Here is a 22,707-nt window from a genome sequence, read left to right as displayed (position 1 = left end):
TTTTATTTTTTAAACAAAATTATTTTTGTTGTGCCAACCATGCAGCAGCGGCTTCAGCATCTTCACCTTTCAGTAATCCGCCAGGCATTGCACCTCTACCGTTTAGAATGACATCTAAAATTTCTTCTTCAGACAATCTTGAACCAACATCTGAAAGTGCTGGAGTATTCCCCATACCTTGCAAGTTACCGCCATGGCAAGTTGTACAATTGCTCATTACAAGTTCTTCACCTTTGTTAGCTTCTGTACCGCCATCTGTTGTTTGTTCATCTGTAGTATTGTCGTTAGTTGAACCTCCGTCAGTAGCTTCGTCTCCACCGCCACCACAAGCACCAAGAACAAGGGCGGATCCGAATAATAATGCTAACCATGCTTTTTTCATCTGAACCCCTCCAAAAAAATAATAAAAAATGTGCAATACATGTTCATTATATCAAAATTGTTGAACAAAGAAACATTTGGACAAATATCCAAAGTTTAGATAATACCGCAAAAAGCAATAATATCAACACTTCTAACATTTGTTTCAGGTTTGTGAATTATTTGTGAAAGAGTGTTCACATTCAAATAAAAAAGGAATAAATTATTTTAGTATAATTTTGAAATCCATTTACGAAGGTTCATGTAAGAATATTGTGCGCAAATAAAAAAATCCTATTCAACAATCATTGAATAGGATTTTTTCGCAATCATTTATATGGAGCTTTTCGTATATTCTAAAGCCATTCTGTATATATATCCTAAATCAGCCGTAGAAATGCCTAACTCTTTCGCTAATTGATTTGCTTTTTCCAAATCCATTTTTGTCAATGCAATGCTCAGTTGTAAATAAATAGTCATCTCCGTTTCCCTGCCACAAATCGTTTCGATGACTACTTCCGAAAACGGTAATTGTTGAACAATTAATTGAATGGGTCTTTGTAAAATTGTATCGATTAATGAAAACATCCCTACTAAATAATACTCGGAATAATTTTGTTTATTCTTTTTTCTTGCAAGCAATTCACAAATTTTGGCACGGAAAATGGATGTTCTCATTAATTCAATGTAAACATCTGATGGTTCATCCGCTAGCCCTTCATCAACTGCTAGTAAATAAAGAAATTTACGCAGTTCGATTAACCCTAACATCACGATCGCTTGTTTTACCGATCGCACTTTCGATTTTTTTCTGGAAATATTATTAATTAACTGAAGTAACTTGTAAGTTATAGATATGTTCTGTTCTATTTTTTCAGCAATTTCTTGAACGTTGGAATTTTCTTCTTTTAATAAGCTCATTACTTCAAAATACTGCAACATATTCATGGGTATATCCACTGATTTAATAATTTGAGGCTGTTCAAAAAAATATCCTTGAAATAGTGAATAATTTGCCGCTTTTGCTTCTTCAAATTGAGTACGATTTTCTACTTTTTCTGCCAACAGTTGAATGTGGGGAAAGAAATTTTTCACACGCTCTTCAATAATAGCTCTTCCGGATTTAGGAGTGCTTAAAAAATCGACTTTAATAATATCTACATTTGCAAATAACGTGTTGTAATATTCTATATTTTGTCTTAAAACAAAATCATCTAACGCAATTGTAAAACCTCGATTTCTCAATTCTACAATCCGCATAATCAATTGATCCGTAATCGGCACATCCTCTAATATTTCGATTACAAATGCAGAGGGATCCATTAAATCAATGATATTATTCGTCATTAACAAATTTTCCGTAAAATTTACGAACCCTGGTAATCCATTTGTTAATTCATTCATTCCTATAGTAAATACGGAGTTTTTCAACACTTGAATTGTTGCATTATCTGAATCAACTTGTTCATATTGATTTGATTCATTTCTTCTGTATAAAAGTTCATAAGCAACCACTTCCTCATGTGTATTAAAGATTGGTTGCCTACCTACAAGCACTTCCATACCAATATCTCCACTTTTTCATTATGTACAATTCTAATAATATACAATTTTTACGATGAAATACAACGAAAAATAAAACTAGAACAAAAATACGACATATGAAAATTATACAAAAAAGTATCATCCTTAAAAGATGATACTGCATAAAATTTATTCTCCTTTAAAAACAATCGACCATTCACTACGTTTTTCCAACATTTCTTTCGCCAATTGTTTGGCCCCTTCTAAACTATGATTTGCTGCCCAGCCACATTGCACTTCATTGCAAGCAGGTACTTCTGTCGCTTCCAATACATCGCGAAGCGTTTTTTCTAAAATATTCAAGACTTCTTCATAGTCATCATGGTTAATCATTGTAAGGTAAAATCCTGTTTGACATCCCATCGGACTCAAATCCACCACTTGATTTGTATGATTACGAATATGTTCAGCCATTAAATGCTCAATTGAATGAAGTGCTGCCATTTCCATATGTTCTTTATTTGGCTGTTTAAAACGAATATCATATTTTCGAACCACATCACCATTTTTTCCTGTGATTACACCAGCTAGGCGTACATATGGTGCACTAACTTTTGTATGGTCTAAATTAAAACTTTCCACATTCATTTTTTCCATTTTTCTTCCCTCTTTCTTCCATATTTCGCTATCTTTAAGGTTACACTTCATCTATTGTACTGCTTCCCCATTATTCTGTCACTTTTCGCTCAATCCGTTCTTTTAAATGGCGTTTTAAAATTTTCCCAGTAGAATTTTTCGGCAATGATTGTATAATATGAAAAGCCTCTGGAATTTTATAAGTTGCCAAATGTTTTTCACAATGTTGAAGTAACTCATCATAATAGGCTTCTTCCTTTAAAACAATAAAGGCATGTACTTCTTCTCCATAATCTTCATTAGAAAAACCTACTACAGCTGCTTCCAATACTTTAGGGTGGGTATATAATACTTCTTCCACTTCACGCGGATATACATTATATCCCCCAACAATAATTAAATCTTTTTTGCGATCAACGATATAAATATATCCTTCTTCATCTTGTCTTGCCAAATCGCCAGTATATAACCAACCATCACGAATGGCTTTACCTGTTTCCTCAGGAGACTTATAATATCCTTTCATGACATTCGGTCCTTTACATATCAATTCTCCAACTTCTCCAATCGCTACATCATTCCCCTGGTCATCTACCACTTTATTTATTACGTTCGGAATGGAGGTACCAATTGAACCGGGTTTTGGCTTTTGTGTCGGAGAATTAAAACATGTAACTGGCGCTGCTTCCGATAATCCGTACCCTTCAAAAATTGGGATGTTAAACCTTGCTTCAAACTTTTCGAGTACTTTGATTGGGAGCGGAGCACCTCCGGAAATGGCTAATCGTAAACTAGAGAAACTTGAAGGCTCTCCTTCTTTGTATTGATGAAGAAAACTATACATCGTAGGAACCCCAGCAAACACGGTCGCATGATATTCCTTTGCAAGCTGAAAAATATATTTTGGAGAAAACCTTGGGGCAATTAATATCGTTGCACCAGTGCTTAATGGAACATTCAACACGACTGTCAAAGCAAATACATGATAAAAAGGCAAGGTGGCAATCACTCGATCTTCTTCCGAAAACAAAAAATAATCTCCAACGTCTCGTGCATTAGCGTATAGATTTCCGTGAGTCAACATCACACCTTTAGGATGGCCAGTCGTTCCAGATGTATATAAAATGATCGCGATATCGTCCGCTTCCAACGATACCGGCTTCATAGAATATGAATGCTTTATTAAATCAGAGTAAAAATGGTACTTGCCTTCTTGCCGATCATGAAAAAGATGTGATGAATCTTTATCACAAAGAATTGAACCTTTTATTTGTGAAAATTTATTGGACAATTGATTAATTCGCCCTATCGAATCTTCTCCAGCAATAATCCACTTTACATCTCCATTGTCAACAATGTAAGACATTTCATCCAGCGTATACATCGGATTGATGGGAATTGAAACTGCTCCAATACGCATCAATGCATAATAAGCAATTAAAAAATGGGGACAATTTTGAAAAATTAGTGCTACATGGTCCCCTTTTTGAATGCCCAGTTGATTCATCGAAAAAGCAAGACTGCTTACTTTATCTTCAAATTCACCGTAAGTTGTTGAACGACCTTCAAAAATATAAGCAATTTTTTCTGGGTGGTTTAAAGACTGTTCGCGAACTTTTTTTACTAAATTCATACTAGCATCCCCAACTTAATTTTTTACGTGAGCAATATATCTCCATCGAATTAAATAGAAATAAATCACTTGCAATAAAATGATGAAAGAAAAAGCAAAGATGATTTCTTTTACAATTGATATATTGGCAATATCCTTTAATATATTTTGCAAAGCTAAAAAGGCAAATAAACTATGAACCATCGCCACACCCCAAGGCAAGAAAAACTGAGGAAATAATTGTGTTGTCACAAGGCGTTTTATTTCACTATCTGCAATGCCCATTCGCTTTAACACATCAAACTTTCGCTTTTCTGAATCTAAATTGGTATGAATTTTAAAGTAAATAAAGCTTCCAGCAGCTAGTAAAAATACTGCTGCAACTAATAACCCTACCAGTGTAAATAATGCGTAAGTTGATAAAACAAAAGAATAATTTAAACCAGCATTTTCAAAATAAAAAGGCAATCCATACCGCTCTTTTTCATATTCTTTTTGTACCTCTTTGTAAATGGACAATCCAACATCTTGTGCTTCTAACCATTGGGGAATATCAAATGCAAACAAATGATATCCAGGTTCCACATGTGGATATCCACTATAAGGCTTTTTTAAACGTAAAAAATCTTCATCGCTAATAATAATGGCGTTTGGACTGACAATGGAACTTGGAAAAATCAACTCCGGATATACTTGATTAATCGAAATCGGTACATTATTTTCTTTCAATACCGTATGCACAGTTCTTTTCGATAGTTTTTTAATTGCCTCTTCGGAGTACGGAATAAACATTCCTTCACCAGAATCTAATCGCACCATCGGATAACCATAAGAGAACAATAGACTGTTTATATCCGATTCTCGAAATACTTCCACTTCGTAATTCGTATAAGAGGACGTCTGTTTTTTTACTTCAAATCTTGTTAAATGGTATGAAAGACCTTTCAATTCCAACTCGTTCAAAATAGATCGAATATGAGCCCTTTCATAAGGGTTATCAATATGTCCCTTATATATCAAACCTAATGGATTTAGTTGATCGTATTTTGAAGTGTACGAAGACAGGGCTGCTAGCAACCCTACACATAAAAAAGCAGCAGCTGAGACCATTGTTACAACAAAAAACATTTTTCCATTGTTTTTCATGATCAATGTTTGCTCTGCAATGGATAACATTCTTGATTTTTTCCACGAAAAACTCTTCCGCTCTTTCATGTAATGAACGAAATATGAAGTAGAATCTGTAAAGAAAAAATACGTCCCAATGGTAATGAGAATTGGTATTAAAACAACGAACGGATAAAAATTCACTCGATTTGTTAATAACGCTAATACATATCCAATTGCTAAAAGAATGACTGCTAAAATTGCTCTCTTTTTTGAAAAATGATCGTTAATATTAACAAAATGATACCATTTCAATAAATCAATTATTTTTCTTTCTGGAGAAAAGTTTATGCTAATAATGGAAATGATGACGAATGCGCTAAAATAAACGGCTGCTGTTAAGACAAACGGCTCCCATTTAAAATATAAAGGCAGTTGATCCAACATTAAAATTTCCCGAACAATCATAAAGAAAAATTTTGTGAAAGCATATCCAAAAAGGATGCCACACGCAATCGAAAGAGTTCCAATCAACGTTGTTTCCAAAAAGATAAGTCTGCTGAGCTGACGCTTTTCCATTCCTAAATGAAGCAGAATGGCAAATTCTTTAGCACGCGCTTCTAAAAATGCTTTCATCGAATAAAAAATAAAAAACCATGAAAACACGACTAAAATAATTTCAGCAAATACTAAACCGCCAATCGGCACATTCCCTAAATAACCTTCATCAATTTCGGGATGGAACATAATCATCGAGTAAATAAAAAACACAAATACGGAGAAGAAACTTGCCATAAAGAATGCTGCATATATTCGAAAATTACGGATGACGTTACGGTAAGCGAATTGATGAAAGGTCACCGACTCTTCCCCCTAACAAGCTCAACACATTCAATATTCGTTGGAAAAATGTTTGCCTACGATCATCTCGATAGATTTCGTTAAAATATTCTCCATCTTTGATAAAAAGCACTCGATCACAGAAACTAGCTGCAATCGGGTCATGAGTTACCATGATAATGGTTGCATTTCGTTCTTTATTTATTTTACTTAACAGTTCGAGCACTTCTCTTGAATTGTGGGAATCTAAATTTCCAGTTGGTTCATCTGCCAAAATAATCGCTGGCTCGTGAATGAGAGCTCTTGCAATCGCTACTCTTTGTGCTTGACCACCCGATAACTCATCTGGCCTTTTCGTTAGTACTCCCATTAATCCCAACTTTTCTGCAAGCGTGTTTACTCGCTCTTCCATTAAAGAAACTGGCTGATTGTCAAGGGTAAGAGGCAGTACAATATTTTCTTCCACCGTCAACATTGGAAGCAAGTTAAAGTCTTGAAATATAAAACCAAGTTCTCGTCTTCGAAAATAAGCAAGTTCCGTTTTATTAAATAAATGAGGTTTCGTCCCATTAAAAATTATTTCGCCTGAAGTGGGTTTATCAATTGTGGAAATTAAATTTAATAACGTCGTTTTGCCGCTTCCACTAGGCCCCATGACCGCTAAAAATTCGCCTTTCTCCACTTCAAAACTCAACTGATTTAATGCTCGATTCGTTACCTTCCCTTCATACACTTTTGTTACATCGATGATTTGTAAAATTGCCATATAAGCTCCCTCTTTAAGCAAATTCTGTTTAAGATTCATTATTATTGGGGAAATGTTTTAGAAATTCACCGAAATGATTGTTCCCTTACCGACTTCAGATTCAATCTTTAATTCGTGACCCAACTTCTCACAAATTTCCTTCGCCAAATATAACCCCATACCTGTAGACTCTCCCGTTTTTCGACCATTTTCTCCTGTAAAAAAGGGGTTAGTCACTCTTGATAAATCAGATTTTGGAATTCCAATTCCTTCATCTTGAACATACAACGTAACATTTGAATCGTTTTTTTTCACAAAAATTTTTACCTTTTTATTTTGCTCGAAAGTATATTTTACTGCGTTCGTAATAAACTGGTTAAGCATAAATTTTAACCATTTGGAATCTGTTGTAACTGTTATTTTTTCATCAATATCAATGACCGGAAAGACATGTTTCGTAATAAATAAACGCTTATTGTCATTAATTGTTGCAGTGACAACACCTTTTAAGTTAACTTGTTCAATTTGCATATCCTCTTCAAACTTCTCAAGCCTTGCATTCATTAATACCATTTCCATGCCTCTTTTTAGTCGATCCACTTCCTCTTGGAGACTGGTTTTATCTAGGTTATTTTCCTCTTCCTGTAATAATAATTCTAAAACAGAGATAGGCGTTTTCATTTGGTGAATCCATTGATTTAAAAACTTTTCTTGTCTATTTTGGGTTGCATATAGATTTTGAACTTCATTTTGATACAGTCGATACAGTTCTTGGAAATAGGCTTCTGTTTGTAGATGCTCTGGTGTTTTTGCATTTTTTTGAAGCGCATCATCCATCGAGTTCGGCATATTGGAGATTCGTTCTAGAAAGTTTTTTCGAAACACATAACGAATGGCAAGATAGGAAAATGTAAGTAATAGGCTAATGATGACAGAATAAATTGCTGTATCTAAATTCCGAAAACCATCTAGCCAATATAGCGATAAAATGAATAAAACGACAATTAGCTCAAAGAGGATGAACGAAATATTTTCCTTTACAAATAATTTCAATCCCATGCTTACATTTCCTCCGAACTTAAAACAAATCGATAACCAGCCCCACGAACTGTTTCAATCACAGATTGAACTTCATATTCTGTTAGTTTCTTTCGTACTCGGGTCATATTGACATTCAATGTATTTTCATCGACAAAGGCTTGGTCATCCCAAAGCTCTTCCAATAATTTTTCTCGCGATACGACCTTTGGCGACTCTCTCATTAAAATATTTAAAATGGCACATTCTTTTTTCTGTAGCGGTATCTCCGTATTTTTCACATGCAATTCCATTCGTTCTAAATAAAGAGTCAATTGACCTAATTGAACAGTTCTCTCTTCTTGTCGTGAAGAATATTCACCATAAGTCCGTCTTAAATGACTTTTAATTTTTGCTAACACTATTTCATAATTGAATGGTTTTGTAATAAAATCATCCCCGCCATTCTCTAAAGCAAATATTTGATCCATCTCTCCAGAACGTGCGGAAATAAATATTATTGGACATTTCGTATATTGTCTTAACTGTCTGCACCAATAATAGCCATCATAAGAAGGCAAGTTTATATCAAGCAAAATTAAATGTGGTGAAAATGCCATACATTCTTCCACAATTTCCTCAAAGTTTTTCACAATCTCAACTTCATATTGGTATCTTTTTAACGTTTCAGCCAATAGTGAAGCAATTTTATAATCATCCTCTATTATAAAAATCCTCGAATTTTCCAAAATCATTCCCCCTTTTCTGGAATGTCTAACTCTATTTTATCAAAAAAATTATAACGTTCATTTCATAGCACATTTTGATTTTCGATTTTGGCAATTTTTTCTTACCGATTCACAAAATATTCACAAAACAGTTTTGTAAAATGGGCATTTTCCTTATTGACGAATCCAAACTGTTATAATACAATTACAAATACAAACACCTATTATAAAACAGTTAATCATAAGGAGGTCCCCCTATGTTAGAAAATATTGTTGAATTCTTCAAAAGTTTGCCAGATAAAATCTGTGTAAAATGCGGTGAAAAAATTGAAGAACAAAGTGAATGCTACACTAACACATGTGACAAATGCAGTTCACTATAATGATTGTTTATAAATAGTTGCTTACCTAATTGAATGAACTTACTATTAAATCGCTTAACAACATTGAAAATCGCTTATAAATTCGCTTATTTATTTTCAAACGTGAAGAGGCTTGAACAAATTCGCCTCTATCAATAGATAAAGATTAAATTCGCTGTTTCCTGTTATCATAAATGTTTGTCGGCTTAAGTTTTCAATCAGGAGAACTTAAGCCATTTTTTTCATTTGAAAAGTCTGTCATGATGGATGTTTATTTCAAAAAAAGTAGCAGCACATCCCTTGTAAGGTCTGTACTGCTTTAAATTTCGTTTCCAGCATTGACGATTACTTGTTCTGACAATATTTCCTGACTACCTATAAGCGGTTTTGTGACATATCTAGAAGTAATGGATAGTGGTGCGATCCCTTTACCTACAATATAAGATCGAACATCTAAAACTATGATACCTGCTGTTAACACATAATTTTTCCCATCAATTCTTTTCCTCGAATCAAAATCCGTATAGAATCCATCAAGAAAATTTACAGGCTCTAGTTCAGCCATTTTATAAACAATATCATTTTGATCTTTTGAATCGACATATTTTAACGCCGTATAAATATTTTTCATTATAAAATTGTTATATGTCACGTTAATTGCATGTCTGTTACTACTAGGTTTATTATTCCATTCGAATTCAATGATGATTCTGGCTGCATCTCTCTCTTCATCTCTTGCTAAATCCATGACAATTGTATTAAACATTAAATGATTATGCTGTTTAGTAAAATCATTTTTCTCATAAATAATTTTTCGATGTTCCTCAATTATTCTATTATTATATCCATAGTGTTTAACTGTATTATTTTCAATCATCTTTACTAAAGATAAATGGTTTTGATAGTTTTTATCAAACTCTTTAATTTTCTCAATATCTACTTTCGAATATCCTTCGTTTTCTAATTGAGATTTATTTTTCGTTGAAAGCAATTCCATTTTTTCATAATCATCGTAATCTAATTCTTTCTCTAGATTTAACCAAAACAATAAAATAATGAAACTAATGCCAAACAAAATAATGAAAATTTTTCTCATCATTAATAAACTAATACCTCTTTCAAAAGTGAATTATTTTTTTCACTATATATCAATAACCAAAAATTAGGAATAGACTGAAAATACTATTTTTATCAAAAATCGGAAAATATATATTTAACGAAAAAATTCTCCTTTTACTCATGTTATAAGATTTAATGGCTCTATAATATTTGGTGTTGGTGGATACAACCAGCACCATTTTTTTACACAAAAAAATGAGACATGTGACAAACTCTGGTAAAATGTAATCGAACAAAACCTCATTTCCCAAAGGAGTTGTGTCACATGTCTCACCATCATTCTATACGAAACCTACTCAATATAAAAGACAAAAATATCACATTTGATGAAAATTTTTGTTCTACCGAAACGATCAAAAAAGTAAAAGCGAAAGTCTTTCATGGGACGTTAACGTATCAACCAAAAGCTTGTTATGCTTGTGGACATGTCTTTGATAATCAAATCATTAAACACGGTTTTAAAACGTCTCTCATTAAAATGCCTAGCATTTCAGGTTTTCATACCTACTTAAAATTGCGTAAACAGCGTTATTTCTGTAAACATTGTCATTCCACGTTTACTTGAAAAACGAGCGTCGTGGCTAAAAACTGTTGCATTTCCAACAATACTAAAGTAGCGATTGCTTTAAACGCCAAAGATAAAATATCCGAAAAAGATATTGCCATCAAACACAATGTATCTCATGCCACTGTCAGTCGTGTCATTGACAGCTTTTATAGCTACTATCAGCCGAATAATCACTATCTTCCTAAGCACCTGTGTTTTGACGAGTTTAAATCATTGAAATCCGCAGCTGGAGCGATGTCCTTTATTTTCTGCGACTCTGAAACGGGGGAGATTGTGGATATCGTGGAGGACCGGAGATTACATGTCCTCAAAGAGTATTTCTTACGGTATTCCAAGAAGGCGAGAGATGCGGTAAAAACGATTGTCATCGATATGTACAGCCCTTATATTTCCTTAATCCACGAAGTTTTCCCTAAAGCGGAAATCGTACTCGACAAATTCCATATCCTCCAACTATTTAGCAGAGCTTTAAACAAAACGCGCATCAACGTCATGAATCGGGATAAAAAGAATTACAATAAATTGAAAACATACTGGAAGCTCCTTCTGAAAGATCAAACAAAACTTGATTATAAGAACTATAAATATCATCTTTGCTTTAAAAAGCATATGTGTGAGGTGGAGATTCTCCACTATCTCATTGATTTAGATTCTGAATTAAAGGCGTCCTATGAGTTATATCAATACGTGCAACATTGCATCAAAATCAAAGACTTTGAGCTCTTGAAGAAAACCTTGGCGAATAAACAGAACAGCGTTTCCAGCTATATGAAAACCGCCATCAAGACAATCAACAAATACATAAATTACGTGGAGAATACGTTGAAATATGATTATAGCAACGGCATTTTAGAGGGGATTCATAACAAAATCAAAGTGATGAAACGTATTTCTTTCGGTTATCGATCCTTCTATCACTTTAGAAACCGAATATTCATTACCCAAAACTTAGCGAAAATAAAAACAGCTTAGGGGAACCTCGAATTTCCCCTAAGCCATCCGATTACATATTACCAAATAATGTCACTAAAATTTATTCACCAACACCATTTGACAAAGAACCAAAAATTTTTATTTATATACTACATCAATGTACGTATCTAATACTTTTACTTTTGTAGAATAACGAGTACCAAAGCTAGGTTGAGTAGTTTTAATTCTTTCAATTTTCAAATCTGCAAAGCCACCTAATCTGCTGTATCTAGAAGGATCAGCAGGAATTACAGATGTAACACCAGTTGTTCTAGTATATGATGCTGTTACATCTCCCCATTCTGTTTTAACTGTTGCAGAAAACGTTTCTGTTTCTCCACTATTTACATGGTGCTCAGATGCCTTTCTCCAACTAGGAGTATGTTTAGAATATCCCATAAAGTGGAACCATTTATATTCTGTACCTACTACAGTCTCGCCATACCAATTAATACCGATACCTGATTGTAATTCTTTTGAAGTCGTCAAATAAATTTCCATGTCTTCTAGATTGTCAAAAAGAATAATTGAGCCATCATCATTAGTAACTTGTAAATTTTCATAGTCAACCGCAGGTTCAAACTCAACTTTACTATCAGCAATTGCTGTATCTTTCAAATCTTTTGTTAAAACTGATGCTGATACCTCTTGATTAATACCAAATGACAAAAACAAGAAAGAACTTAGAAGAAATAATAAGACTTTGAACTTCAGTAAACCACTCCTTTTTTATTGATTATCCATATTATAACATATATTTTTTACAATTAAAGTATAATATGGTATAATTAAGTATATTTTTATAAAAGGAGGAATTCCTATTAAAAAAGTTATTAATATACCTGAAGCTATTCTATTAGTAAGTTCATTTTTCATGTTCATGTACATTTCAGAAAATATGGTATTTATACCTGAATTTAAATACTTTTTCGAAAGAGGTTCGTTATGGTATATATTACCATCTATTCTACTTATCCTAGCAATACACTCTTTTATTACTAGAAATAAAAATGAATAGAATATTAAAATTAATATAAAGACATTTAAATAAAAAAACTCGTTATTGGAGAGTAATTAGTTTTCCAAATAACGAGTTTTCTCGGCTCTATAATATTTGGTGTTGGTGGATACAACCAGCACCATTTTTTTACACAAAAAAATGAGACATGTGACAAACTCTGGTAAAATGTAATCGAACAAAACCTCATTTCCCAAAGGAGTTGTGTCACATGTCTCACCATCATTCTATACGAAACCTACTCAATATAAAAGACAAAAATATCACATTTGATGAAAATTTTTGTTCTACCGAAACGATCAAAAAAGTAAAAGCGAAAGTCTTTCATGGGACGTTAACGTATCAACCAAAAGCTTGTTATGCTTGTGGACATGTCTTTGATAATCAAATCATTAAACACGGTTTTAAAACGTCTCTCATTAAAATGCCTAGCATTTCAGGTTTTCATACCTACTTAAAATTGCGTAAACAGCGTTATTTCTGTAAACATTGTCATTCCACGTTTACTTGAAAAACGAGCGTCGTGGCTAAAAACTGTTGCATTTCCAACAATACCAAAGTATCGATTGCTTTAAACGCCAAAGATAAAATATCCGAAAAAGATATTGCCATCAAACACAATGTATCTCATGCCACTGTCAGTCGTGTCATTGACAGCTTTTATAGCTACTATCAACCAAATATTCACTACCTTCCAAAGCATTTGTGTTTTGATGAGTTTAAATCAGTGAAATCCGCAGCTGGAGCGATGTCCTTTATTTTCTGCGACTCTGAAACGGGGGAGATTGTGGATATCGTGGAGGACCGGAGATTACATGTCCTCAAAGAGTATTTCTTACGGTATTCCAAGAAGGCGAGAGATGCGGTAAAAACGATTGTCATCGATATGTACAGCCCTTATATTTCCTTAATTCACGAAGTTTTCCCTAAAGCGGAAATCGTACTCGACAAATTCCATATCCTCCAACTATTTAGCAGAGCTTTAAACAAAACGCGCATCAACGTCATGAATCGGGATAAAAAGAATTACAATAAATTGAAAACATACTGGAAGCTCCTTCTGAAAGATCAAACAAAACTTGATTATAAGAACTATAAATATCATCGTTGCTTTAAAAAGCATATGTGTGAGGTGGAGATTCTCCACTATCTCATTGATTTAGATTCTGAATTAAAAGCGTCCTATGAGTTATATCAATACGTGCAACATTGCATCAAAACCAAAGACTTTGAGCTCCTAAAGAAAACATTAGAGAATAAACAAAATATCGTTTCCAGCTATATGAAAACCGCCATCAAGACAATCAACAAATACATCAATTACGTCGAGAATACGCTAAAGTACGATTATAATAACGGCATTTTAGAGGGGATTCATAACAAAATCAAAGTGATGAAACGCATTTCTTTCGGTTATCGATCCTTCTATCACTTTAGAAACCGAATATTCATTACCCAAAACTTAGCGAAAATAAAAACAGCTTAGGGGAACCTCGAATTTCCCCTAAGCCATCCGATTACATATTACCAAATAATGTCACTAAAATTTATTCACCAACACCATTTGACAAAGAACCGATTTAATCATAAAAGTATCTGTTAATTCTAAAAAATATCATAGCCTGTGAAATTTTTACGAAAGGTAAAATTTCACAGGCTTTCATTTCTGAAGTGTATATTATTTTTCATTATTTGAAACTAGTGATTACTTCCATGAGAATCTCCATGTCCATGCTGACTATGATCGTGTTGCATTTGTTCAGTATCCTCTTTTGAAGTATCTTCTTCTGGGATTACTTTATCCATATCCGGCTCTCCTGCCACGATTTGTTGTTTCGGCATGACATGTAAGCCGCGAGCTGTCGTATGTGCATACATATAATAAACGCCATCATGATCAAAAGTATATTCTGCTTTATAAACACCATCACCGACATGTTCCCCTGTAATCATTGTTCCATGATCGCGCAATCCTGATTCCCAAACTTCAAATTTTACTTCATCTGCATCCTCCACATTTTCATTGTTTTGTGTTACATGAGCAGCTAGTTCCACCGGTTCTCCGACTTTCACTTCTGTAGGCGTTAAAATTTCTACTTTTACTTCCAAATCGGATACATCAATTGGTTCTTCATTTGTATCAACTTCCGGTTCATTTGATGAACACCCCATCATCAACATTGGTACAGCTAATAATGTAATCAACATTTTTTTCATATTAATCTTCCTCCATTATTGGTAATGATATTTTCACAAGCGTTCCTTTTCCGAGAACACTATCTATATGCAATTTTCCATCATGTAACTTCACCAATTGCTCTACTATTGATAATCCTAATCCTGCCCCACCGTCAAATCGACTTCGCGCCTTATTGACCCGGTAGAATCTTTCGGTCACATGAGGGAGATCTTCTGCTGGAATGCCGATTCCTTCATCTTGAAACTCGATGATTGCATGATGATTAGATTGATAACAATTGATGGCGACTTTGCCATTTTCATTTGAGTAGCGTATTGCATTTTCAATCACGTTAATGAAAATTCGTTTTAATTTTTCTTCATCCCCTTGGACAATTATATTGTCGTCTAGGTTTGTTGCAATGATAATGTTCTTTTCATGAGCTTGTCCTTCCAATAGCTTAATTGACTCCCGAATGGTCTCGGATAAAACAATCGGAAGCAGTTCCATTTCTTCACTATCTTTTCTAACGAGCTGAAGCAATTCGTTTGTCATGCGTTCCATGCGATTCGCTTCACGATGAATTAGCTCCATTGCCTCATCTCGTTCTTTTCCTACTAATAGTTGTTGCTGAATAGCCTCACTATAACCTTTAATATAACTAATTGGTGTACGTAATTCATGAGAAACGGTTGCTAAGAAGGATTTTTGTTTTTCATCTTCTCGTTGAATCGCTTCTGCCATATGGTTAAATGCATCTGACAGCATTCCGACTTCATCTTTTGAAGTCACCTTTACCCTTGCACTGTAATCCCCTTCTGACATTTGTTCTACTGCTCGTTGCAATTCATTGAGCGGACGCATGATTCGCTGTAAACTTTTATAAACAAAAATGGCAATGACGAGAGTAAAAAGCAATCCTCCCACCATCAATATAGCCACTTCATTTTTAGCTAATTCAGTAATTTTTGCCAAAGGATAATAAATATAAATAATTCCTTCCAATCTTTTTTGATCCGTGAGTGGCAATATCACCGAAACTACTTCTCGCTTGAATCGCTCTTCGTATCCGATTTTTGTAACAGTCTCTCCATTTAATAAAATCCGCCGTTCGTTCGGACCAATCAACGTATTATAATCGATTTCAAAAGGGACGCAAGCACTTAGTTCACGAGGGTTCCGGACTGCAAATACATGATAGTTCGAATGCATATTAAACTCTTCAACCATCTCCACATATTCATCGGTTACTTTACCACCTGTATACATGGATTGGATGTTTTCACCAATCTCCATCATCTCGCTTTTTGTATCTTCCACATAAAATTGTTCATAGAGAAAATCTGCAAATAGATACATAAATACGATGGTCACCATTAAGTAAGCAATGATTAATACCCAAATTTTTGTTGATAACTTTCTCATACTAGTTCGAAGCGATAGCCAATCCCCCACACTGTTTGGATGTAGTCGCTTGCCTCCTTTGAAATTTTCCCTAATTTTAATCTTAATGTTTTGATATGGGTATCGACCGTCCTCGTCCCACCATCATAATCAATCTCCCAAATCTTCTCTAATAATTGTTCGCGGGAAAAAACTGTACTTGGATTTTTCATAAATAATTGAAGCAAATCGAATTCTTTTAATGTTAATGTTACTTTTTGATTGTTGACATACACTTTTCGAGAGACTTCATCTAACTTAATAACGCCTCTTTCAAGAATCGGTTGTCTATTTAAGCCCGTCCTTCTTAAAACTGCCTGTATTCTGGCAACTAATTCGCTAGCAGTGAAAGGTTTCACGATGTAATCATCCCCACCGATTGTCAAACCTTTCACTTTGTCTTCATTGCCATCTCTTGCTGTTAAAAAGATTATTGGTACGGAAGAAATATTACGGATTTTTTGGCAGACAAGAAATCCGTCTTCATTGGGCATCATGACATCCAGAAGGACGATATCCGCTTCATTTGATTCGATTATTGGATAAGCATCTTTTCCACTTTCAACGGCGATTGTATGAAAAAAGGATTTAGAAAGCATCACTTCTATTAAATTTCTCATATCTTGTTCATCATCTATGATTAGTACTGTCGGCATCTTCAAACCTCCCTCACTAGCAGCTGGAACGGTCCATGTTCGGTGGAAACCGATTTCTGTATCTCCCCATTTTGTATAAAATAAATTTGATTGTCGTCAAAGCCAGCAACGATGATTTGATCTTTAAAAGAAGCTACAGCAAATGGGTTTGCACCTACTTCTTTTCTCCATAACACATTACCCTTCACATCACAAGCAAACAATTCATTTGAGCCATGATTCGTGATGTATATAATATCTTCATTTCTAGTAAATCCAACAGGCATATGGGAAACTTGAATTTCTTGAATGAACTGCCCCGTTTTTAAATCATGTACTTTTACAACTTGATTTGGACGACTTCCAGCGCCGTGTCCACCTATCCAAAGGGTGTTTGTTTCTTCCACAATCATTAAACCACTAGATGATTTATCTATACTCCATTCATCAACCAGTGTCATTGATTTTATATCTACAACTGAAAGTACAGGTGCCTTGTAGTTGATAATATATAATTTCCCTTGATGACTATCCATTGACATTGGATAATCTGTTAAGCGAAGTTCTCCTTGTTTTTTTCCATGTTCATCAAAGGAAGTGACTGTATTATGTTTACTATTGGTAATGAACAGTAAATGTTCTTCTTTATCGTAATAGGCATTTGTTGTTCCTATCCCCGTTTCAATCGACTGAATTAATTTTCCTGTGGATAGCTCATAAATATCGATTTCATTTAGTTGATGCCCGTATAGTACAAGTCGATCGTAAGGAATTAGCGTTGCACCAGTGTATGATTTATCGAATTTCCATGTTGCAATTCGTTCACCTTTCGAATCAAAAAAATCAAGGGAAGGATCTATTATATTTAGAGAAGCAACAAAGGATTGATGTTGATTTATCGATTGAAAACGCTCATCTTCACATCCTTGTAATATCCAAAAACAGAAAATGATTATGAAGGTTATCCATCTTTTCAAACAATCACCCCAAGTTCTATAGTAATGAAAAATTGTGAAGTTTGAATGAAATAAATTTGACAATCAATTCAATTTTTTCATTTATTATAGCTAAAATTTGTATCGATACTATTTCGGCTTGTGCATATAACACCCGTGCTCGTGCATTTACCTCCTCGGCTTGTGCATATAACACCCGCGCTCGTGCATTTACCTCCTCGGCTTGTGCATATAACACCCGTGCTCGTGCATTTATCCAACGCACTTGTGCATATAACACCCGTGCTCGTGCATTTATCCAACGCACTTGTGCATATAACACCCGCGCTCGTGCACTTACCTCCTCGGCTTGTGCATATAACACCCGCACTCGTGCACTTAACTCCACGCTTGTGCATATAACACCCGCACTCGTGCACTTACCTCCTCGGCTTGTGCATATAACACCCGCGCTCGTGCATTTATCCAACGCACTTGTGCATATAACACCCGTGCTCGTGCACTTAACTCCTCGGCTTGTGCATATAACACTCTCACTCGTGCACTTAACTCCACGCTCGTGCATATAACACCCGTGCTCGTGCATTTATCCAACGCACTTGTGCATATAACACCCGTGCTCGTGCATTTATCCAACGCACTTGTGCATATAACACCCGCGCTCGTGCACTTAACTCCTCGGCTTGTGCATATAACACCCGCACTCGTGCACTTAACTCCACGCTTGTGCATATAACACCCGCACTCGTGCACTTACCTCCTCGGCTTGTGCATATAACACCCGCACTCGTACACTTAACTCCACGCTCGTGCATATAACACCCGTGCTCGTGCATTTACCTCCTCGGCTTCTGCACATAACACTCTCACTCGTGCACTTAACTCCTCGGCTTGTGCATATAACACCCGCGCTCGTGCACTTAACTCCTCGGCTTGTGCATATAACACTCTCACTCGTGCATTTAACTCCTCGGCTTGTGCATATAACACTCTTACTCGTGCATTTACCTCCTCGGCTTGTGCATATAACACTCACGCTCGTGCATTTACCTCCTCGGCTTGTGCATATAACACCCGCGCTCGTGCATTTAACTCCTCGGCTTGTGCATATAACACCCGCGCTCGTGCATTTAACTCCTCGGCTTGTGCATATAACACTCACGCTCGTGCATTTACCTCATTCACCCGTGCATTTCATATACATCCTTACCTTTATTCTCCTAATTAAAAATACGAAAAGTGCTGTTCCGAAAGTCAATGAACACTGACATTCCGGAGTAGCACTTTAACTAGTGAATGATGAGATACCATAAAACTGTTCAACAATTTTTTAACTCGCTACCACCACATTATTACGCTAAAATACTAGACTCTTCATGAAATAATTCCGACATGATTTCACGTGCAGCCTGTTTTCCTTGCGATACACAATCTGGAACACTGATTCCTTCATAAGAACTTCCGGCTAATTTAACATGAGGGAATTCTTTCTTCAGGATTTCTCTCATTTTCTGCAAACGTTTCTCATGGCCAACCGTATATTGTGGCATTGATTGCTTCCAGCGAGAAACTACCGTAAATTGAGGTTGTTGCTTAATGCCAAGAGATTTCTCTAAATCATGAAGAACCGTTTTTTCTATATCTGCATCCGACAATTCAACGATTGCTTCATCCCCTACACGACCAATATACGTTCGGAGTAAATCATATCCAGCTGGAGCTACATTGTCCCATTTATGATTACACCATGTACAAGTCGTAATTGAAATATCACTATTTCTAGAGAAATAAAAATTAATTGCATCTTCATAAAGCTGATTTTCTAATTTTTGAAAAGCCATCGTTACCGTTGCAATCGTTGCATAGTTCATATCGGGTATTTCATGAAAAAATCCGTAATGCTCAAACATTTTTTTCGCTTCATTTAAAGGCGTTGTCACAATCACTGCATGGCATTTTAATGGAGCAATATTATTAAAGTAGATTTGTAGTGTCCCATCTTGCAATTTATCAATCGATTCAACTTTGACTCCTTTTAAAATCGATTTAGGCGGTAAATGTTCCTCTATTTTTTCCACTAAAGTTTCCAAGCCATTTTTGAAAGTTTGAAACCCTTTCACCTGACTATGAAGTAATGAAAATTGCGTTTTTTTCATTCCATAAATTAAGCTACGATATTGTTTTTCCATTTCATAAATTTCAGGAAACATTGATTGGATACTCAACCGATCAATGTCTCCTGCGAAAGTACCTGCTAGCAGCGGCTCCACTAAATTTTCAACTACTTCTTTCCCAAAACGGCGCCGGAAAAAGTCCCCAATCGGTTCATCCTTATCTTCTTTAGTTTTAGGCAATAATAAATCTCCTGCAGCACGAAATTTTCCACTTAATGAAACAATCCCAGAAGTTAATAATGAGGGGACAATAGGTGCTCCACCAAACAAAATGCTTTTCGGAATTGGATATAGGTGTTTACCTACAGCCACATAAGTTTGACCTTCTCTATTGCATACAACTTCATCTTGAATGCCTAAATGTTTGGTTATTTCAATCATGCTCTCATCATGATCAATAAAAGATTCCGGACCCCGTTCAATAATGAATCCATCTTTCCTTAACGTTTGGATTTTACCACCTAATCTTAATGAAGATTCGATTAACACCACATCTAATGGTAAGTGATTTTCCCGTGCACACTTATTTAAATAGAACGCTGCTGTTAATCCCGTTATACCGCCGCCAATTACAGCAATTTTCTTTCTAATCGTCACCCTCATCATCACTTTCTATTATTTCTCTAACTTTTTAAAAATGGCATCTACCATCGCATCGATAAATAAAGGATGGGTACTTGGCATTGGTGGGCGATAGTAATGCGCCCCTAGCTCATCACATACATCTTTACATTCAATATCGTTGTCATATAATACTTCCAAATGCTCTGTTACGAAGCCGACTGGTGCATATACGAACGAACGGTATCCTTTTTTCTCATAAAGTTCTCGAGTCAAATCTTGAACATCTGGACCAAGCCACGGTTCAGGTGTTTGTCCTGCAGATTGCCATCCAATTTCAATATTTTGAATCCCCGTTTTTTCTTGAATCAAACGAGCCGTTTCAATGAGCTGTTCCTCATATGGGTCGCCCAAATTTTTAATTTTTTCTGGCAGTGAATGGTTGGAAACAATTACACAAGCTTTTTCTCTTTCTTCCTCCGTCATTTTATCAAATTCTGCTAGGATCGCTTGTGACCAATATTCAATAAATTTCGGTTCATCATACCATGCTTCTACTGAAGTGATGTTTAGTGTACCGCCTAATTTTTCAGCAGCTTCTTTCGCTCGACCATTATATGATTTAATAGAAAACGTTGAAAAATGAGGCGCCAATACAATCGAAACGGCTTCTCGAATTCCATCTTTCACCATTTCTTCGACTGCATCTTCAATAAATGGTTCAATATGTTTTAATCCGATATAAAGTTTATATTCCACTTCGTCTTGTACTTCATTTAATCGATTGACAAGTGCTTCTGCTTGTTTCTTAGTCATTTCTGCAAGAGGAGAAATTCCGCCAATTGCCTTATAACGATCTTTTAAATCCTCTAAATGTTCATCAGAAGGCTTTCGTCCATGACGAATATGCGTGTAATATCTTTCAATATCTTCTTCTTTATATGGCGTTCCATAAGCCATTACTAGTAGACCGTGTACTGGTTTCAATGTTTTCACCTCAAAAAAATTTTTTCATCATTCATTATTTAGTTTTGCAATCCGTTCACGACTATAATCATGAATCAATGCTGTTAATCGTTTTAATACTTCCGGATTTACTTCTGGGAATATACCATGTCCTAAATTAAATATATGTCCTGGCACTTCAATTCCTTGATCAATAATGTCTTTCGTTCTGCGTTCAATTACGGACCAGTCCGCTAATAAAATGGAAGGGTCTAAGTTTCCTTGAACAGCTTTCTCTACTCCTAGTTCACGAGCTTTTCGAATTGGCATGCGCCAGTCAAGTCCAATTACATCAATCGGTAAATCATTCCAATCGTTGATTAAATGACTTGCGCCCACACCAAATAAAATTAATGGTACATTTTGATTTCGTAATTCTGCAAAAATGCGAGTCATAACTGGTTTAATGAATACTCGGTAATCTTCAACGTTCAATGCGCCAACCCAAGAGTCAAACACTTGAATTGCACTAGCTCCAGCTTCCACTTGAGCTGTGATATCAGCAATAATCATATCTGCTAATTTATCCATCAATTTAAACCAAGCTTTTGGATCGGATACCATGAACGATTTTGTCTTGCTGTAATTTCGAGATGGACCGCCTTCAATCATGTAGCTAGCTAAAGTAAAGGGAGCACCTGTAAATCCAATTAACGGCACATTCAATTGCTCTTCCGTTAACATTTTAATCGTCTCAAGCACGTATGGAGTATGTTCTTTCGGATAAAATTCCCCTAACTTTTCAACATCTTCCGCACTTCTAATAGGGTTTGAAATCACTGGTCCAACACCGGATTGAATTTTTACATCGACCCCGATACCAGGCAAAGGCGTCACGATATCTTTATAAAGTATTGCGGCATCAACGTTATATTGTTCCACAGGTAATCTTGTTACATATGCACAAAGTTCTGGTTGTTGAGTAATTTCCTCCAGTGAATATTTTTCTTTTAATTTTCGATACTCTGGTTGAGAGCGCCCTGCTTGACGCATATACCAAACAGGAGTATATTCCGTTCGTTCTCCTCTCGCTGCTCTAATCAGTGTGTCGTTTATTTGCCTCATTTTTTCTTTACCTTCCCCTCAAAAATAATCAATTTGACGAAAAGTGCAATGAAATCGATTTCAATCTTTCACTTTTCTACA

At 35.3% G+C, this 22,707-nt stretch carries 27 protein-coding genes; 5 read left to right on the top strand and 22 right to left on the bottom strand.

Translation table 11 applies throughout. The features are described from left to right. Window positions 1-19: 19 nt before the first annotated feature. The 8 genes from cccB to NSU17_RS12030 form a co-directional block, all read right to left on the bottom strand. Window positions 20-382, bottom strand: a complete 363-nt coding sequence (gene cccB / locus NSU17_RS12065; protein WP_340705116.1) for a cytochrome c551 — start codon at window positions 380-382, stop codon at window positions 20-22. Between the two features lie 311 nt (window positions 383-693). Further along, on the bottom strand, window positions 694-1,923 hold the full coding sequence (locus tag NSU17_RS12060; RefSeq protein ID WP_340705115.1) for an EAL and HDOD domain-containing protein: 1,230 nt from the start codon (window positions 1,921-1,923) through the stop codon (window positions 694-696). A gap of 150 nt (window positions 1,924-2,073) precedes the next feature. Continuing rightward, entirely contained in the window at window positions 2,074-2,541 is a 468-nt protein-coding gene (locus NSU17_RS12055) for an S-ribosylhomocysteine lyase (RefSeq protein ID WP_016838718.1), read from the bottom strand. A gap of 70 nt (window positions 2,542-2,611) precedes the next feature. Next, window positions 2,612-4,153 carry a long-chain-fatty-acid--CoA ligase gene (locus NSU17_RS12050; RefSeq protein ID WP_340705114.1) on the bottom strand — a complete coding sequence of 514 codons (1,542 nt, stop codon included), beginning with the start codon at window positions 4,151-4,153 and terminating at the stop codon, window positions 2,612-2,614. Between the two features lie 15 nt (window positions 4,154-4,168). Further along, window positions 4,169-6,100, bottom strand: a complete 1,932-nt coding sequence (locus tag NSU17_RS12045) for an FtsX-like permease family protein (protein ID WP_168412531.1) — start codon at window positions 6,098-6,100, stop codon at window positions 4,169-4,171. After that, the gene (locus NSU17_RS12040; protein ID WP_096551912.1) at window positions 6,072-6,845 is read right to left on the bottom strand and encodes an ABC transporter ATP-binding protein; all 774 of its coding nucleotides are present in this window, start codon (window positions 6,843-6,845) and stop codon (window positions 6,072-6,074) included. Before NSU17_RS12040 ends, NSU17_RS12045 begins: the two co-directional genes overlap by 29 nt. A 57-nt stretch (window positions 6,846-6,902) precedes the next feature. Beyond that, window positions 6,903-7,883 (bottom strand): sensor histidine kinase, encoded by a 981-nt coding sequence (locus tag NSU17_RS12035; RefSeq protein WP_096551914.1) that lies wholly within the window; start codon window positions 7,881-7,883, stop codon window positions 6,903-6,905. 2 nt (window positions 7,884-7,885) lie between these two features. Then, entirely contained in the window at window positions 7,886-8,590 is a 705-nt protein-coding gene (locus NSU17_RS12030; protein WP_340705113.1) for a response regulator transcription factor, read from the bottom strand. A gap of 236 nt (window positions 8,591-8,826) precedes the next feature. Between NSU17_RS12030 and yhfH the strand changes: the two genes are divergently transcribed. Further along, window positions 8,827-8,952: a protein YhfH gene (yhfH, locus tag NSU17_RS12025; RefSeq protein WP_168412528.1), complete on the top strand. Its 126-nt coding sequence runs from the start codon at window positions 8,827-8,829 to the stop codon at window positions 8,950-8,952. Between the two features lie 298 nt (window positions 8,953-9,250). Here the strand turns inward: yhfH and NSU17_RS12020 are convergent, their stop codons facing one another. Continuing rightward, window positions 9,251-10,030 (bottom strand): hypothetical protein, encoded by a 780-nt coding sequence (locus NSU17_RS12020; protein WP_340705112.1) that lies wholly within the window; start codon window positions 10,028-10,030, stop codon window positions 9,251-9,253. 285 nt (window positions 10,031-10,315) lie between these two features. On the opposite strand from NSU17_RS12020, the gene NSU17_RS12015 reads away from it, so the two are divergent. Both NSU17_RS12015 and NSU17_RS12010 read left to right on the top strand, forming a co-directional pair. Further along, entirely contained in the window at window positions 10,316-10,615 is a 300-nt protein-coding gene (locus NSU17_RS12015; protein WP_340705109.1) for a transposase family protein, read from the top strand. Window positions 10,616-10,627: 12 nt separating this feature from the next. After that, window positions 10,628-11,590 carry an ISL3 family transposase gene (locus tag NSU17_RS12010; RefSeq protein WP_340705111.1) on the top strand — a complete coding sequence of 321 codons (963 nt, stop codon included), beginning with the start codon at window positions 10,628-10,630 and terminating at the stop codon, window positions 11,588-11,590. A gap of 99 nt (window positions 11,591-11,689) precedes the next feature. On the opposite strand, the gene NSU17_RS12005 is transcribed toward NSU17_RS12010, so the two are convergent. Beyond that, on the bottom strand, window positions 11,690-12,259 hold the full coding sequence (locus NSU17_RS12005) for a hypothetical protein (protein ID WP_340705110.1): 570 nt from the start codon (window positions 12,257-12,259) through the stop codon (window positions 11,690-11,692). Between the two features lie 560 nt (window positions 12,260-12,819). Here NSU17_RS12005 and NSU17_RS12000 point away from each other — a divergent pair. Together NSU17_RS12000 and NSU17_RS11995 are read left to right on the top strand one after the other, a co-directional pair. Beyond that, a complete protein-coding gene (locus NSU17_RS12000; RefSeq protein WP_340705109.1) occupies window positions 12,820-13,119 on the top strand; it encodes a transposase family protein in 300 nt (99 codons plus the stop codon). Window positions 13,120-13,131: 12 nt separating this feature from the next. Then, window positions 13,132-14,094, top strand: a complete 963-nt coding sequence (locus NSU17_RS11995) for an ISL3 family transposase (protein WP_340705108.1) — start codon at window positions 13,132-13,134, stop codon at window positions 14,092-14,094. Window positions 14,095-14,306: 212 nt separating this feature from the next. On the opposite strand, the gene NSU17_RS11990 is transcribed toward NSU17_RS11995, so the two are convergent. The 12 genes from NSU17_RS11990 to hemE form a co-directional block, all read right to left on the bottom strand. Beyond that, complete coding sequence (locus NSU17_RS11990; protein WP_096551920.1) at window positions 14,307-14,825, bottom strand: FixH family protein; 519 nt, start codon at window positions 14,823-14,825, stop codon at window positions 14,307-14,309. Window position 14,826: 1 nt separating this feature from the next. Further along, a complete protein-coding gene (locus tag NSU17_RS11985; protein ID WP_340705107.1) occupies window positions 14,827-16,212 on the bottom strand; it encodes a sensor histidine kinase in 1,386 nt (461 codons plus the stop codon). Then, window positions 16,209-16,886 carry a response regulator transcription factor gene (locus NSU17_RS11980; protein WP_016838123.1) on the bottom strand — a complete coding sequence of 226 codons (678 nt, stop codon included), beginning with the start codon at window positions 16,884-16,886 and terminating at the stop codon, window positions 16,209-16,211. Before NSU17_RS11980 ends, NSU17_RS11985 begins: the two co-directional genes overlap by 4 nt. A 2-nt stretch (window positions 16,887-16,888) precedes the next feature. Further along, the gene (locus NSU17_RS11975; RefSeq protein ID WP_340705106.1) at window positions 16,889-17,842 is read right to left on the bottom strand and encodes a YncE family protein; all 954 of its coding nucleotides are present in this window, start codon (window positions 17,840-17,842) and stop codon (window positions 16,889-16,891) included. Between the two features lie 16 nt (window positions 17,843-17,858). Next, window positions 17,859-18,209 (bottom strand): hypothetical protein, encoded by a 351-nt coding sequence (locus tag NSU17_RS11970; RefSeq protein ID WP_340705105.1) that lies wholly within the window; start codon window positions 18,207-18,209, stop codon window positions 17,859-17,861. After that, on the bottom strand, window positions 18,200-18,358 hold the full coding sequence (locus NSU17_RS11965) for a hypothetical protein (RefSeq protein ID WP_340705104.1): 159 nt from the start codon (window positions 18,356-18,358) through the stop codon (window positions 18,200-18,202). Before NSU17_RS11965 ends, NSU17_RS11970 begins: the two co-directional genes overlap by 10 nt. An 8-nt stretch (window positions 18,359-18,366) precedes the next feature. Next, the gene (locus NSU17_RS11960) at window positions 18,367-18,543 is read right to left on the bottom strand and encodes a hypothetical protein (RefSeq protein WP_340705103.1); all 177 of its coding nucleotides are present in this window, start codon (window positions 18,541-18,543) and stop codon (window positions 18,367-18,369) included. Window positions 18,544-18,616: 73 nt separating this feature from the next. Further along, window positions 18,617-18,853, bottom strand: a complete 237-nt coding sequence (locus NSU17_RS11955) for a hypothetical protein (RefSeq protein ID WP_340705102.1) — start codon at window positions 18,851-18,853, stop codon at window positions 18,617-18,619. After that, the gene (locus tag NSU17_RS11950; protein WP_340705101.1) at window positions 18,854-18,979 is read right to left on the bottom strand and encodes a hypothetical protein; all 126 of its coding nucleotides are present in this window, start codon (window positions 18,977-18,979) and stop codon (window positions 18,854-18,856) included. A 194-nt stretch (window positions 18,980-19,173) separates the two neighbouring features. Further along, a complete protein-coding gene (hemY, locus tag NSU17_RS11945) occupies window positions 19,174-20,598 on the bottom strand; it encodes a protoporphyrinogen oxidase (protein ID WP_331855372.1) in 1,425 nt (474 codons plus the stop codon). 12 nt (window positions 20,599-20,610) lie between these two features. Further along, entirely contained in the window at window positions 20,611-21,543 is a 933-nt protein-coding gene (hemH, locus tag NSU17_RS11940) for a ferrochelatase (protein ID WP_096551930.1), read from the bottom strand. Window positions 21,544-21,570: 27 nt separating this feature from the next. Further along, window positions 21,571-22,626 carry a uroporphyrinogen decarboxylase gene (hemE, locus tag NSU17_RS11935; protein ID WP_340705100.1) on the bottom strand — a complete coding sequence of 352 codons (1,056 nt, stop codon included), beginning with the start codon at window positions 22,624-22,626 and terminating at the stop codon, window positions 21,571-21,573. Window positions 22,627-22,707: the final 81 nt, after the last annotated feature.

The organism is Ureibacillus sp. FSL K6-2830 (assembly GCF_038004145.1).
GTDB lineage: Bacteria > Bacillota > Bacilli > Bacillales_A > Planococcaceae > Ureibacillus > Ureibacillus thermosphaericus.
The sequence above is the reverse complement of the archived record's forward strand: the minus strand, read 5'-3'. Positions and strand labels throughout refer to the sequence as shown.

Excerpts from the sequence above, each read along its gene's own strand:
- NSU17_RS12035 (WP_096551914.1), bottom strand. The coding sequence starts at position 7,883 with ATGGGATTGAAATTATTTGTAAAGGAAAATATTTCGTTCATCCTCTTT.
- NSU17_RS12020 (WP_340705112.1), bottom strand. The coding sequence starts at position 10,030 with ATGATGAGAAAAATTTTCATTATTTTGTTTGGCATTAGTTTCATTATT.
- NSU17_RS11980 (WP_016838123.1), bottom strand. The coding sequence starts at position 16,886 with ATGCCGACAGTACTAATCATAGATGATGAACAAGATATGAGAAATTTA.
- NSU17_RS12015 (WP_340705109.1), top strand. The coding sequence starts at position 10,316 with ATGTCTCACCATCATTCTATACGAAACCTACTCAATATAAAAGACAAA.
- NSU17_RS11990 (WP_096551920.1), bottom strand. The coding sequence starts at position 14,825 with ATGAAAAAAATGTTGATTACATTATTAGCTGTACCAATGTTGATGATG.
- NSU17_RS11985 (WP_340705107.1), bottom strand. The coding sequence starts at position 16,212 with ATGAGAAAGTTATCAACAAAAATTTGGGTATTAATCATTGCTTACTTA.
- NSU17_RS12050 (WP_340705114.1), bottom strand. The coding sequence starts at position 4,153 with ATGAATTTAGTAAAAAAAGTTCGCGAACAGTCTTTAAACCACCCAGAA.
- NSU17_RS12060 (WP_340705115.1), bottom strand. The coding sequence starts at position 1,923 with ATGGAAGTGCTTGTAGGTAGGCAACCAATCTTTAATACACATGAGGAA.
- NSU17_RS12055 (WP_016838718.1), bottom strand. The coding sequence starts at position 2,541 with ATGGAAAAAATGAATGTGGAAAGTTTTAATTTAGACCATACAAAAGTT.
- hemY (WP_331855372.1), bottom strand. The coding sequence starts at position 20,598 with ATGAGGGTGACGATTAGAAAGAAAATTGCTGTAATTGGCGGCGGTATA.
- cccB (WP_340705116.1), bottom strand. The coding sequence starts at position 382 with ATGAAAAAAGCATGGTTAGCATTATTATTCGGATCCGCCCTTGTTCTT.
- NSU17_RS12040 (WP_096551912.1), bottom strand. The coding sequence starts at position 6,845 with ATGGCAATTTTACAAATCATCGATGTAACAAAAGTGTATGAAGGGAAG.
- yhfH (WP_168412528.1), top strand. The coding sequence starts at position 8,827 with ATGTTAGAAAATATTGTTGAATTCTTCAAAAGTTTGCCAGATAAAATC.
- hemE (WP_340705100.1), bottom strand. The coding sequence starts at position 22,626 with ATGAGGCAAATAAACGACACACTGATTAGAGCAGCGAGAGGAGAACGA.
- NSU17_RS12000 (WP_340705109.1), top strand. The coding sequence starts at position 12,820 with ATGTCTCACCATCATTCTATACGAAACCTACTCAATATAAAAGACAAA.